Origin of the sequence: Halomonas sp. LES1, assembly GCF_031846005.1 — a bacterium.
Lineage (GTDB): Bacteria > Pseudomonadota > Gammaproteobacteria > Pseudomonadales > Halomonadaceae > Halomonas.
Map to the genome: position 1 here is coordinate 218934 of NZ_JAVRGC010000002.1, position 12461 is coordinate 231394.

The window sequence follows — 12461 nt, forward strand, 5'->3', positions numbered from 1 at the left end:
GCCTCCTCGTCGGCCCGGCGCCTGCCGCCGGATCAGCCCCGGGTGGCGTTAAAGCCCGGCGGTATCGCGGATCAGCTTGAACAGCTTGCGTGAACTGGCCGGTGGCTTGTCCTGGGCGCGTTCGCGCTGGGCATTGCGGATCAGCTGGCGCAGGGCCTGGCGGTCGGCGTGGGGGTAGTCGGCCACGAAGGCCTCCACCGCGGCGTCGCCCTCGTCGACGAGTCGATCGCGCCACTTCTCGAGGCGATGAAAGGCGTGATCGCGGCGCAGCGTCTCCTGCTCGATCTCGTCGTGGACGGCACGGATCGCCGCGAGATCCTCGCGACGCATCAACTTGCCGATGTACTGCATGTGCCGCCGCCGCCCCTCGTGGGAGCGGATGCGTGAGGTCTCCTCCACGGCGGCGAGCATGTCGTCGGAGAGGGGAAAGCGCGCTCGCTCGCCGGGTGTCATGGCGATGATCTGTTCGCCCAGCGTCTGCAGCGCCTGCATCTCGCGCTTGAGCTGGGACTTGCTGGGGCGTTCGTCGTTGTCCGATTGCTGAAGGATCTGGTCGAGCAACTCGCGGGGAGATTCCTGGGACATGCCGCTTCCATCGGTTGGGGCTGGGTGTCCCGACAGTATACCAGTCCGTTTCACCGGGCTGAGAATGAACATCACAGGCGTGGCTCGCAGGCCCGCCGAAGGAGGATTAGAGATGACTCAGGCTTTCGATGCCGCCGCCCAGCAGACCCTGCTGGAGAGCCGTTCCCGACAGGCCGTGGAACTGGCCCGGAAGCTGGGGGCCGACGCCTGCGAAGTGGGCGCCAGCGTCGACCAGGGCGTCGGCGTCAGCGTTCGCGAAGGGGAGGTGGAAACCGTCGAGCTCTCGCGCGATCAGGGTATCGCGGTGACGGTCTATCTCGGCCAGCGCAAGGGCAGTGCCTCCTCCACCGATGCCGGCGAAGCCTCCATTCGTGCCGTGGTCGAGAAGGCCATCGCCATTGCTCGCTATACCGGCGAGGATCCCGCCGCCGGCCTGGCCGACGCCGCGCTGATGGCCACCCATCTGCCGGACCTCGATGTGCACCACCCCTGGGCCTTGACCACCGAGGAGGCGGTCGAGCTGGCGCTGGCCTGCGAGGCCGCCGGCCGCGGCAAGGCCGGAATCAAGAGCTCCGACGGCGCCTCGCTCTCCAGCGGCGAGGGGGTAAGGGTCTATGCCAACAGCCACGGCTTCCTGGGCAGCCAGTGCGGCAGTCGCCACTCGCTCTCCTGCATGCTGATCGCCGAAGACGATGCCGGCATGCAGCGTGACTACGACTTCACCAGCGCCCGGGACCCACGCGATCTGCTGGCACCGGAGCGGGTCGGCGAGAGCGCCGCCGAGCACACGCTGCGCCGCCTGGGGGCAAGGCGTCCGGCGACCGGGCGGATGCCGGTACTCTTCGACCCGAACCTGGCCGGCGGGCTGGTCGGCTCGCTGATGAGTGCCATCGCCGGCGGCGCGCTGTTCCGCCAGGCAACCTTCCTCTGCGACCGTCTCGGCGAGGAGCTCTTCCCAGCGTGGTTCAGCCTGCAGGAGAAGCCCATGGAGGTCGGTGCCATGGCGAGTTCCCCCTTCGACAACGATGGCGTCCAGACCCGTGACAACCTCTTTATCGACGGGGGGCGTCTGGCCAGCTACATGCTCTCGGCCTACAGTGCGCGTCGCCTCGGCATGCAGACCACCGCCAATGCCGGCGGGGCTCGCAACCTGCGGATCTCGGCGCCGCTGGCATCGCGCGATGAGCTGCTTGCCCGCATGGACCGGGGGGTGCTGGTCACCGAACTGATGGGGCAGGGGGTCAATGGCGTCACCGGGGACTATTCGCGGGGGGCGGCCGGCTTCTGGGTGGAGAATGGCAAGATTCAGTACCCGGTGGAGGAGTTCACCATTGCGGGAAACCTGGAAGCGATGTTCAGCGGGCTGGCTGGCGTGGGCAGCGATATCGATACCCGAGGTAGCATCCATACCGGCAGTTGGCTGATCGACGAGATGACGGTGGCCGGCGGCTGAGGCGGGCTTACGGCTTTTTACTCATCCTCGTCGAAGCGGGCGTCGAACAGGGCCTCGATGGCGTCGAGGGCCTGTTCGGCGTCCCTGCCCTCGGCACTGACGGTGAGCTCGGTGCCGCAGGGAGCGGCCAGCATCAGCAGCGACATGATGTTGTTGGCTTCCCCTTGCATCGGGCCGTTGGCCACCTGAACGTGGGCAGCGAAGGGCTGGCAGCACTGGACCAGCCTGGTGGCGGCGCGGGCATGGAGCCCGCGCTTGTTGGTAAGGGTCAACCTGCGTTGCGGCACGCTCAACTTCCTTGATGAGGTGGGGTCTCGGGGCCGGGCAAGGTGTCCTGAGTGCCCAGTTCGCGATGGCGCAAGCGTACCCGCGTCTGCTGCTGGGCGAGCTGCCTGGCCAGTCGCTCGGCGAGATAGACCGAACGGTGCTGGCCCCCCGTGCAGCCGATGGCCACGGTGAGATAGCTGCGATGGCTGGCCGCGTACCTCGGCAACCAGCGTGTCAGCCAGTCGTGGATATCGGTGAGCATCTCCTGCACCACCGGGTAGTCCTCGAGAAAGGCGACGATCTCGGCATCCTGGCCGTTGAAGGGCCTGAGGCGTGGGTCCCAGTAGGGGTTGGGAAGGCAGCGGGCATCGAACACCAGATCGGCGTCCAGGGGGACGCCGCGCTTGAAGCCGAAGGACTCCACCGTCAGGGTCAGCTGCTCGGGGCGATGGTGGGCTACCTGGTCGGCGATTCGGGCGCGTAGTTCATGAACCGTCAGTCGTGAGGTGTCGATCACCAGGTCGGCCAGGTCCCGAATCCCGGAGAGTGCCTGCTCCTCGGAGTCGATCGCCTCGGCGAGCGTCATCTCGCTCTCGCGAGTCAGCGGATGTCGGCGCCGGGTGGCGGAGTAGCGCTCGATCAGAATGCGCGCGTCGGTGTTCAGGTAGATCACCTGGCAGTCGATGCCGCGTTCACGCACTTCCTCGAGGAGGCTGGGAAAGCGCTTCAGGGCCTGGGGAAGGTTACGGGCATCGATGCTGACGGCGATCGAGGTGCGCTGGGACTCGGGGTTGCTCAGTTCGTCGACCAGCGAACCCAGCAGCATGGCCGGCAGGTTGTCGATGGCGTAGTAGCTGAGATCCTCCAGCGCCTGCAGGGCGATTGACTTGCCCGAGCCGGAGCGGCCGCTGATGATCACGAGTCGCATGGAGGTCTCCTGGTCGTTCTGGCTGAGGGGGCGCTACCGCTCAACCCTGTCGTCGAATGGCCTCGGTAAGGCTGTCATGGAGGTCGCGCTGACTCGAGCTGCGGCGCAGGCGCATGCGGGTATCGACGTCGTTCATGATGCCGGCCAGCTGGGCCAGCAGGGTCAGGTGGGCCGCATCGGCCTCCTCGGGAACCAGCAGCACGAACACCAGATCGACGGGTTCTCCATCGATGGCGTCGAAGTCCACCGGCTCGGACAGCTTGAGGAAGCCGGCGATGGGCGCCTTGCAGTGCGGGCTGCGGGCATGGGGTATGGCCACGCCGTTGCCGATGCCGGTACTGCCGAGACGCTCGCGGGCGATCAGCCTCGCGAAGACCTCCTGGCTGTCGAGGCTGGGTGTGTTCTGGGCAATGAAGGTGCTGAAGAACTCCAGCACCCGTTTCTTGCTGCCCCCGGGCACATCGAAGAGGGTGCGCTCCGGGGGAAGAATGGTTTCGAGTGAGGACATCGTGGGTTCAGCGGGCGCCGGCGCCCTGGGCGCGAGCCTGGGCCTTTTCCTTGTGCTTGACCAGCTGGCGATCCAGCTTGTCGGCGAGGGCATCGATGGCGGCGTACATGTCGACATCCTGGGCTTCTGCATGCAGCTCGGCACCGGCAACATGCATGGTGCAGGCGGCGGACTGACGCTCCTTCTCGACAGACAGTGTCACCTGCACATTGGTGATGTTGTCATAATGGCGTTCCACGCGAGTCAGCTTCTCGTTGACATAGTCACGCAGGGCATCGGTCAGTTCAACATGAAGGCCGGTGATATTCACTTGCATGACACGCTCCTTGCTCGATGGTTGTGATTCGATTGTAACCCTTTTTCCTGCCTTGCATACCCCCCGGCGGTCCCGGGGCGATTTCCCGCCATGTTCAAGGGGTTGAGCCAGTCGAGCAGGGGGGCATGGTTCCCTGCCAATCGCCCTCAGCGCAGGCGCTTGCGCTCGCTGGAGGAGGGGATGCCCATGGCTTCACGGTACTTGGCGATCGTTCGTCTGGCGACCTGGATGCCGGCCTCGTCGAGCAGCGTGACCAGGCGGCTATCGGATAGCGGCTTGCGCGGCGGCTCCTCCTGAATCAGCTTGCGGATGCGTGCGCGAATGGCAGTGCTGGAGTGGGTGTCGCCCTCGTTGCCGACTTGGCTGGAGAAGAAGAACTTGAGCTCGAAGACCCCGCGGGGGGTGTGGATGAACTTCTGGGTGGTGACCCGCGAGATGGTGGATTCATGCATCTCCACCGTCTGGGCGATATCGGCCAGGGTGAGTGGCTTCATGGCCTCTTCACCCTGCTCCAGGAAGTCGAACTGGCGCGCCATGATCTCGCGGCCCACTCGCAGCAGGGTATCGTTGCGGCTGGTCAGGCTCTTTATCAGCCAGCGCGCCTCCTGGAGGTGCTCCTTGAGGAAGGTGTTGTCGTCACTCTTGTCGGCGCGGCGGATCAGTGCCGCGTAATCGGGCTGGATGCGCAGCCGTGGGATCGCCTCGGGGTTGAGTTCGACGTGCCAGCCACGCTGGTCGTGGAAGGCGACGAGGTCGGGAATCACGTAGTCATCGGTGACGCTTGAGAAGGCGCTGCCAGGGCGGGGGTCCAGGCTGCGCACCAGGGCGATGGAGGCGTCGAGCGCCGTGTCGTCCAGCCCCAGGCGCCGCTTGAGCAGGCGGCGGTCATCGTTGCCGAGGGCCTCCAGGAACTGGCGGACCAGGCGCCGCGCCTGGGGCAGGTGCGGCGTATCGTCGGGCAGGGCGGCGAGCTGAAGCTGCAGGCATTCACTCAGGTCGCGGGCGAAGATCCCCGTGGGCTCGAACTGCTGCAGATGCCGCAGGACTCGCTCCATCTCCTGGCTGCGCAGGTCTGACAGCCCCTGCTGTTGCAGGCCGTCTCGAATCTCGTCGAGGGGGGCCGTGAGGTAGCCGGCATCGTTGACGGCGTCGATCAGGCTCTCGGCGATCTGGCGCTCCCGTGGGTCGAAATCGCTCATCGCCAGCTGCCAGGAGAGGTGGCCGTGCAGGCTCTGGCCTTCCGCCTGGCGCTCGAAATCGGGCCCCTCTCCGCCGCTGGGCGCCGCCAGGTCCTGATAGGTGTCCGACCAGTCGCTGTCGGTGGCGAGCTGCTCGGGAATTTCGCTTGCCCAGTCGTCCTGCACAGGCTCCTGAGTGGCCTGCTCACCGAAGTCATCGTCGAGCTCCAGCAGCGGGTTGCTCTCCACCGCCTGCTGGACCTCCTGGCGCAGGTCGAGAGTGGAGAGCTGCAGGAGGGCGATGGCCTGCTGCAGCTGGGGAGTCATGGTTAGCTGGGTGCCGACCCGTAATTGCAGTGATGCCTTCATGGCCATGGCAGGCGTCCTCCTGGCATGTCGGAAAGCCTTACCCTAGTGCCTGGCAGGGCATCGTGCAATACGATCTTAAGCAATAATCATGCCATTGGTGGGCGCTGTCGCGCTGGCCTGCCGCTGCCAGGGCTGTCGCCATCGCCATCACCAGGCGCGAGGGGCTTGCGTCAGAGGCGGAAGTCGGCACCGAGATAGACCTCACGCACCTTCTGGTTGGCAAGGATCGACTCGGCATCGCCCTCGGCGATGATCTGACCGTCGCCGACGATATAGGCGGTGTCGCAGATGTCGAGGGTCTCGCGGACATTGTGATCGGTGATCAGAACGCCGATGTCGCGAGCCTTCAGCTGACGAATGACGCCCTTGATCTCGCCCACCGAGATGGGGTCGACGCCGGCGAAGGGCTCATCGAGAAGAATGAAGGCGGGTTCGGTCGCCAGGGCCCTGGCGATCTCCACCCGGCGGCGTTCGCCGCCGGACAGGCTCATGCCCAGGTTGTCGCGGATATGGGTGACATGGAACTCCTCGAGCAGCTGCTCCAGGCGTGCTCGACGGCCGTTGCGGTCGAGGTCGCGGCGGGTCTCGAGGATCGCCATGATGTTGTCGGCCACCGACAGCTTGCGGAAGATCGAGGCCTCCTGAGGCAGGTAGCCGATGCCGGCCCGGGCCCTCTCGTGCATGGCGGCGTGGGAGAGGTCCTGCTCGTCGATGGTCACCGTACCTGCATCGGCGCGCACCAGCCCCACGATCATGTAGAAGGAGGTGGTCTTGCCGGCGCCGTTGGGGCCGAGGAGTCCGACGATGCTGCCTTGCCGGATCGACAGGCCGATATCCTGCACCACACGGCGACGCTTGTAGCTCTTGGCGAGGTGGCGGGCGTGAAGGGTCTTCATGGTTCCCCTTGCTGCTGTTCCGGCTGGAGGGTCATGCGAATGCGCTGATTGCCTTCGACCCCCTCGGCATCGGCGCGGGCCTGCACGACCCGGCGATCGAGGAAGTACTCCAGGTAACCGCCCTCGAAGGTGTCGCCCCCCTGATGGAGTTCGGCGCGGTCGATCAGCTCAACACGACGCTCGGCCACATGATAGACAATGGTGCGCCCCCACCCCTTGATGACGGGTTCGGCGGGGTTTGGCTGCTGCTCGAGATAGGCTCGATCGCCGATGGCGGTTGCCCGGGAGAGTTCGCCTGCCGCGTTACGGCGGATCTCCACGCGACTCCCGGTCAGGCGCATGCTGCCCTGGCGAATGTCCACGTTGCCGGTATACACGGCGGTGCCGGCGCGGTCGTCGAGATCGAGGCGGTCCGCCTCCACCAGAATGGGCGCGCTGGCATCCTGATTCTGAGGCTGGCTCTGCGCCAGGCTGGCTGGGGCGAGAGGCAGCAGCGTCAGCAGCAGGGCGCCGGTCAGCAGTGAGGGCAGGGGGCGCTTCATGACGAGGACTCCTCGAAGGTCTCGGGCGGATGGTGGCCGCGCACATTGTCGGTCAGGCGTGCCCGGTTGTCATGGATCCAGGCATCGAAGCGCTCGCCACGCATATGCTGCGGAGGCTGGCGCAGGATGGCAGGGGTGGTGCTCCAGGCATGCCCCGTGTCGGCATCATAGTGCAGGGTGTCGGTCGCCAGTGACCACTGCTCGGCGGGGGCGTGCAGCCGGGCCTCGCCCTCGAGCCGCAGCGGATTGCCCCCGGGCCCCAGCCGGCCGCTGTCGGCCTCGGCAAGCCAGAGTCGGCCGCCACGGTCATGGAGCCTGATATGGGGTGACTCAAGACGCGTCACATCATCCATGGGGGTGTGGGCCAGGCGGGGGGTCGTCACCTGCTGGTGCAGGCGCCCCTCGGCGTCGAAGCGGGTCAGGTGCGCATTCTCGAGATAGAAGTCGGGCTCCCCGGCGGCATCGCGCGGTATCTGCTGGATGATGTCGGGGCCACGTAGATCGAGCAGCGCCAGCCCGCCGCCCAGTGCCAGTAGCAGCAGGGTCAGTCCGGTACGAAAGCCGGGGCGCGGCAGTCGCATGATCCTAGCCGGCTCCGTGCAGGTAAGTGTCGATGACCGCATCCCAGTGGCCCTGGGTGCGCAGCAGGGTATCGGCGATCTCGCGGGCCGCCCCCTGGCCACCGCCGCGCTCGGTGACCCAGTCCGCATGCTTCTGGATATAGGTCGGTGCATTGGGCACGCTGATGCCGATGCCGGCCCGACGAATGGCGCCGACATCGGGCATGTCGTCACCGCAGTAGGCCACCTGCTCGAGCTCCAGCCCCAGACGCTTGGCGAGTTCCCGCAGGACCGGCAGCTTCTTCTCGACGCCCTGGAAGACGTGCTGGATACCCAGTGCCGCGGCGCGGTGACTGACCATGGTCGATTCGCGACCGGTGATCAGCGCCACCTGGAAGCCGGCACGCTTGAGCAGCTTCAGGCCGTGGCCATCCTGAACATTGAACGCCTTGATCTCGATGCCATCGGCCTGAAAGTAGAGCTGCCCGTCGGTGAGCACGCCATCGACGTCCAGCGCAAGCAGGCGAATCTGGCGCAGGCGGGCGATGAGCTGCGGGTCCTGGAGGGGAGAGGTATGGGGCATGAGGGCTCCGTATCGTTGGGGTCAGATCACACCGCTGGCCAGCAGGTCGTGCATATGCAGGGCGCCAACCGGGCGCCCCTCGTCATCGACCACGGCCAGGGCGGAGATGCGGTGGTCTTCCATCAGGCTGACTGCCTCGGCGGCCAGGGTCTCCGGCGTGGTTCGCTTGCCGGGGCAGGTCATCACGTCATCGACGCTCAGGCCGCTGAGGTCGCTGTGCAGGTCCAGGGTCCGCCGCAGATCGCCGTCGGTGTAGACCCCGGCGAGACGGCCGTCGGGTGCCACCACGCAGGTGAAGCCCAGCCCCTGGCGGGTGATCTCCAGCAGGGCGTCGCGCAGCGGGCTCCCCAGGGGGACCCGCGGCAACCGACTACCACTGTGCATCAGGTCGCTGACGCGCAGCAGCAGTCGCTTGCCGAGGCTGCCCCCGGGGTGTGATAGGGCGAAGTCCTCGGCGGTAAAGCCGCGAGACTCGAGCAGCGCCACGGCCAGGGCATCCCCCATGGCCAGAGCGGCGGTAGTGGAGGCGGTGGGCGCCAGGTCGAGGGGGCAGGCCTCGCGCTCGACCCCGGTATCGAGATGGGCGTCGGCGTGGCGGCCAAGGCTCGACGTGGGTCGCCCGGTCATGCTGATCAGCGGTACCTTCATGCGCTTGAGCAGCGGCAGCAGCGCGGTCACTTCGGCGGTTTCGCCGGAGTTCGAGAGGGCCAGCACCACGTCGCCGGGGGTGATCATCCCCAGATCGCCGTGGCTGGCCTCCCCGGGATGGACGAAGAAGGCCGGTGTGCCGGTGCTGGCAAGCGTGGCGGCGATCTTGCCGGCGATATGACCGGACTTGCCCATGCCGGTGACCACCACGCGCCCACGACAGGCCAGGATCAGCTCACAGGCGTGGTCGAAGGCCTCGTCGAGGCGTGCCGCCAGGGCGCCGATGGCTTGCTGCTCGAGGCGCAGGGTGCGTCGGGCGCTGTCGCGAAGGGCCGATCCGGCCCCAGGGGTTTCGGATGTCATGATGCCGATTGTTGCCTGTTGTGAGGGTTCACTCAAGAGCCGGCGCCCAGACTGGCCGTGCCGAGCCAGATCAGGTAACCGGCATAGGTCGCGGCCAGTGCCGCGCCGGGGAGCCGGCCGAGGTGGTTGCGGCGTTGCCAGAGCAGCAGTGCGCCCAGCGCCAGGGTCAGCACCAGCAGCACGGGGTAGTCACGCTCTCCGGCGGCGGGGTCGGCAGCGCCGGGCGCCAGCAGACCCGGGATCGGCAGTACCGCCAGCAGGTTGAAGAGATTGGAGCCGATCACATTGCCGATGGCGAGATCATGGTGACGCTTGAGCGCGCTGGCCACGCAGGCCGCAAGCTCGGGCAGGCTGGTGCCGATGGCGACGATGGTCAGGCCGATGACCAGCTCGCTGACCCCCAGGTCGCGGGCGATCTCGCTGGCGCCCCATACCAGCCCGCGGGAGCCGGCCACCATCACGGCAAGCGTTGCCACCAGCCATGGCAGGGCACGAATCAGCGGCATGTCGGGGATCTCGCCCGCCACCTCCTCCTCGGCATCCGGCGTATCGGCACGGAACAGCCACCACAAGCTGAACAGCAGCAGGGCAATCAGCAGTGCCGCATCCAGACGGCCGAGGTGGCCGTTGGCCAGGGCGTAGCCGGCCAGGCCGGTGGCGCCAAGCAGCAGGGGGAGTTCGCGGCGCACCACGGAGAAGCGTACCGGGATGGGCACGACCAGGGCGGTGACCCCCAGCACCAGGCCGATATTGGCAATGTTGGAGCCCAGGGCGTTGCCGGTGGCCAGGTCGGGAATGCCATCGAGGGAGGCCATCAGCGACACCACGATCTCCGGTGCCGAGGTGCCCAGGGCAACGATGGTCATGCCCACCAGCATGGTGCTCATGCCCGCGCGGCGGGCGGTGGCAGCCGCCGCGCCAACGAAGTGGTCGGCGCTCCACAGCAGGGCCACGAGGCCCAGCAGTATGGCGATCAGGGGGTACAGCATGGCAACTCGGCTCGCTCAGTCGGTAGCGGAAGGTCGCCATTAAACGTGCTGGCCAGGCGGGGTGCAACCCGCCACAGCGCATCGGGCTGGCGTCTGGCAGGATAGTTAGGATACGATGTTCGATAATTTTATCAGGATGGTTTGGCCGATGAGTGACACTCCCTTCGTGGTGGTGGAGGGGCTGCATTTCGCGCGTGGCGACAGGGAGATCTTCCGCGGCGTCGACATGACGATCCAGCGTGGTGGCGTTACCGCCATCATGGGCCCCAGTGGCAGTGGCAAGACCACCCTTCTCAAGCTGATCGGCGGCCAGCTCCTGCCGGATTCGGGGCGGGTGCTGATCGATGGCCAGGATGTCCATCGCCAGTCGCGGCGAGACCTCTTCACCATGCGTCGCCGCATGGGCATGCTGTTTCAGAGCGGTGCGCTGTTTTCCGACCTGAGCGTCTTCGAGAACGTGGCCTTCCCGCTGCGGGTACATACGGACCTGCCCGAGGCGATGGTGCGTGACCTGGTGCTGATGAAGCTCGAGGCGGTGGGGCTGCGGGGCGCTCGAGAGCTGATGCCGGCGGAGCTTTCCGGGGGCATGGCGCGCCGCGTGGCCCTGGCGCGGGCCATTGCCCTGGACCCCGAGCTGATCCTCTATGATGAGCCCTTCGTCGGCCAGGACCCGATCTCCATGGGGGTGCTGGTGCAGCTGATCAAGCGCCTCAATCAGGCGCTGGGGCTGACCTCGATCGTTGTCTCTCATGATATCAAGGAGACGCTGAGTATCGCCGACTATGTCTATGTGGTGGCCGATGGTCGGGTGATGGCCCAGGGTACGCCCGAGCACCTCGACGTGGATCGCGATCCGCGTGTCAGTCAGTTCGTGCATGGCGAGCCGGATGGGCCGGTGCCCTTCCACTACCCATCGCTGGACTTCGTCAGCGATATGCTAAGAACCGGAGATTCCCGATGATCCAGCGAATTCGTCGCCTGGGGCGCCGCGGCTGTGATCTGTTCGAGGCCCTCGGCCGTGCCGGCCTCTTCCTGTGTCAGTCCGCCGTGGGGGTGCCGAGCAGGGAGGGAGTCTATCTCTGGGTGCGCCAGATGCACTTCGTCGGTGTGCTCTCCCTGGCCATCGTCCTCGTCTCGGGGCTCTTCATCGGCATGGTGCTGTCGCTGCAGGGCTATACCATTCTGGTCGACTTCGGTGCCGAGGATGCGCTGGGTCAGATGGTGGCGCTCTCGCTGCTGAGGGAGCTGGCCCCGGTCGTGGCGGCCCTGCTGTTCGCCGGTCGGGCCGGGTCGGCACTCACCGCCGAGATCGGCCTGATGAAGGCTACCGAGCAGCTGACCAGCATGGAGATGATCGGTGTCGACCCGCTGCGTCGGGTGGTGGCGCCGCGCCTGTGGGCGGGCTTCGTGGCCCTGCCGCTGCTCACCGTGGGCTTCGGTGTGGTCGGCATCTATGGCGGCTACCTGGTCGGGGTCGACTGGCTGGGGGTCTTCGAGGGCTCCTACTGGTCCAATATGCAGGCCAGCGTCGACTTTATCGACGACGTGGGCAACGGCATCATCAAGAGCCTGGTGTTTGCCGTGGTGGTGACCTGGATCGCCGTGTTCCAGGGCTATGATCTGGTGCCGACGTCGGAAGGCATCTCGCGGGCCACGACACGTACCGTGGTCTACTCCTCGCTGGCCGTGCTCGGCCTTGATTTCGTACTGACCGCCATGATGTTCGGCGGGCTCGCCTGACTGGCAAGCGTCTGCCCTGTCGTATGGAGATTCTAGATGAAGCGCAGTAAAACCATGGAACTGGGGGTGGGGCTGTTCATGCTTGCCGGTATACTCGGCGTGCTCTTCCTTGGCCTGCGGGTCAGCGGCCTGGCGATGCAGGCCCCCAGCGACACCTTCCGACTGGAAGCCAACTTCGCCAATATCGGCGGTCTCAAGCCGCGGGCGCGCGTGACCATGGCGGGCGTGACCGTGGGGCGTGTGGCGGCCATCGAGCTCGATACCGACTGGTACGATGCCCGGGTGGTGCTGGAGATCGATGACGAACTGGAAGGCCACCTGTCGAAGGATACCACCGCGTCGATCCTGACCTCGGGGCTGCTCGGGGAGCAGTACGTGGGCCTTTCCGTGGGAGGGGATCCCGAGACGCTGTCCGACGGCGATGCCCTGCGTGATACCCAGTCGGCGCTGGTGCTCGAAGAACTCATCCAGCAGTTCGTGTCAAATATGGTCAGCGACTAGGGCGCCGATCCTCCGGCGCTGGTTGACTCCTCCCT

The 12461-nt window shown here is 66.5% G+C and carries 16 protein-coding genes; 4 read left to right on the forward strand and 12 right to left on the reverse strand.

The genetic code is table 11. The features are described from left to right. Positions 1-48 precede the first annotated feature (48 nt). Complete coding sequence (gene yjgA, locus RM463_RS05185; RefSeq protein WP_311429257.1) at positions 49-585, reverse strand: ribosome biogenesis factor YjgA; 537 nt, start codon at positions 583-585, stop codon at positions 49-51. A gap of 112 nt (positions 586-697) precedes the next feature. Here yjgA and pmbA point away from each other — a divergent pair, with 112 nt between their 5' ends. Beyond that, the gene (gene pmbA / locus RM463_RS05190) at positions 698-2038 is read left to right on the forward strand and encodes a metalloprotease PmbA (RefSeq protein ID WP_311429258.1); all 1341 of its coding nucleotides are present in this window, start codon (positions 698-700) and stop codon (positions 2036-2038) included. Positions 2039-2055: 17 nt separating this feature from the next. Here the strand turns inward: pmbA and RM463_RS05195 are convergent, their stop codons facing one another. The 11 genes from RM463_RS05195 to RM463_RS05245 form a co-directional block, all read right to left on the reverse strand. After that, the gene (locus RM463_RS05195) at positions 2056-2325 is read right to left on the reverse strand and encodes an HPr family phosphocarrier protein (protein ID WP_311429259.1); all 270 of its coding nucleotides are present in this window, start codon (positions 2323-2325) and stop codon (positions 2056-2058) included. A gap of 2 nt (positions 2326-2327) precedes the next feature. Next, a complete protein-coding gene (rapZ, locus tag RM463_RS05200; RefSeq protein WP_195689444.1) occupies positions 2328-3233 on the reverse strand; it encodes an RNase adapter RapZ in 906 nt (301 codons plus the stop codon). Positions 3234-3273: 40 nt separating this feature from the next. Further along, positions 3274-3741 carry a PTS IIA-like nitrogen regulatory protein PtsN gene (gene ptsN / locus RM463_RS05205; RefSeq protein ID WP_311429260.1) on the reverse strand — a complete coding sequence of 156 codons (468 nt, stop codon included), beginning with the start codon at positions 3739-3741 and terminating at the stop codon, positions 3274-3276. Between the two features lie 7 nt (positions 3742-3748). Further along, positions 3749-4057 carry a ribosome hibernation-promoting factor, HPF/YfiA family gene (gene hpf, locus RM463_RS05210; RefSeq protein WP_195689442.1) on the reverse strand — a complete coding sequence of 103 codons (309 nt, stop codon included), beginning with the start codon at positions 4055-4057 and terminating at the stop codon, positions 3749-3751. A 146-nt stretch (positions 4058-4203) separates the two neighbouring features. After that, positions 4204-5610, reverse strand: a complete 1407-nt coding sequence (locus tag RM463_RS05215) for an RNA polymerase factor sigma-54 (RefSeq protein WP_195689441.1) — start codon at positions 5608-5610, stop codon at positions 4204-4206. Between the two features lie 164 nt (positions 5611-5774). Then, entirely contained in the window at positions 5775-6500 is a 726-nt protein-coding gene (lptB, locus tag RM463_RS05220; protein ID WP_195689440.1) for an LPS export ABC transporter ATP-binding protein, read from the reverse strand. Beyond that, positions 6497-7042 (reverse strand): lipopolysaccharide transport periplasmic protein LptA, encoded by a 546-nt coding sequence (lptA, locus tag RM463_RS05225; RefSeq protein ID WP_311429261.1) that lies wholly within the window; start codon positions 7040-7042, stop codon positions 6497-6499. The genes lptB and lptA overlap by 4 nt, the downstream gene beginning before the upstream one ends. Further along, complete coding sequence (gene lptC / locus RM463_RS05230) at positions 7039-7623, reverse strand: LPS export ABC transporter periplasmic protein LptC (protein WP_311429262.1); 585 nt, start codon at positions 7621-7623, stop codon at positions 7039-7041. Before lptC ends, lptA begins: the two co-directional genes overlap by 4 nt. A gap of 4 nt (positions 7624-7627) precedes the next feature. Then, complete coding sequence (locus RM463_RS05235; protein ID WP_195689437.1) at positions 7628-8185, reverse strand: HAD family hydrolase; 558 nt, start codon at positions 8183-8185, stop codon at positions 7628-7630. A 21-nt stretch (positions 8186-8206) separates the two neighbouring features. Then, the gene (locus RM463_RS05240; protein WP_311429263.1) at positions 8207-9196 is read right to left on the reverse strand and encodes a KpsF/GutQ family sugar-phosphate isomerase; all 990 of its coding nucleotides are present in this window, start codon (positions 9194-9196) and stop codon (positions 8207-8209) included. Positions 9197-9228: 32 nt separating this feature from the next. Continuing rightward, on the reverse strand, positions 9229-10185 hold the full coding sequence (locus RM463_RS05245; RefSeq protein ID WP_195689435.1) for a calcium/sodium antiporter: 957 nt from the start codon (positions 10183-10185) through the stop codon (positions 9229-9231). A 148-nt stretch (positions 10186-10333) separates the two neighbouring features. Between RM463_RS05245 and RM463_RS05250 the strand changes: the two genes are divergently transcribed. Genes RM463_RS05250 through mlaD form a run of 3 tightly spaced genes read left to right on the forward strand, consistent with a single transcriptional unit; the run spans position 10334 to position 12426 of the window. Continuing rightward, positions 10334-11146 (forward strand): ABC transporter ATP-binding protein, encoded by an 813-nt coding sequence (locus RM463_RS05250; protein WP_195689434.1) that lies wholly within the window; start codon positions 10334-10336, stop codon positions 11144-11146. After that, positions 11143-11925 carry a lipid asymmetry maintenance ABC transporter permease subunit MlaE gene (gene mlaE, locus RM463_RS05255; RefSeq protein ID WP_195689433.1) on the forward strand — a complete coding sequence of 261 codons (783 nt, stop codon included), beginning with the start codon at positions 11143-11145 and terminating at the stop codon, positions 11923-11925. The genes RM463_RS05250 and mlaE overlap by 4 nt, the downstream gene beginning before the upstream one ends. A gap of 36 nt (positions 11926-11961) precedes the next feature. Then, entirely contained in the window at positions 11962-12426 is a 465-nt protein-coding gene (mlaD, locus tag RM463_RS05260; RefSeq protein ID WP_195689432.1) for an outer membrane lipid asymmetry maintenance protein MlaD, read from the forward strand. The last annotated feature ends 35 nt before the right edge of the window (positions 12427-12461 follow it).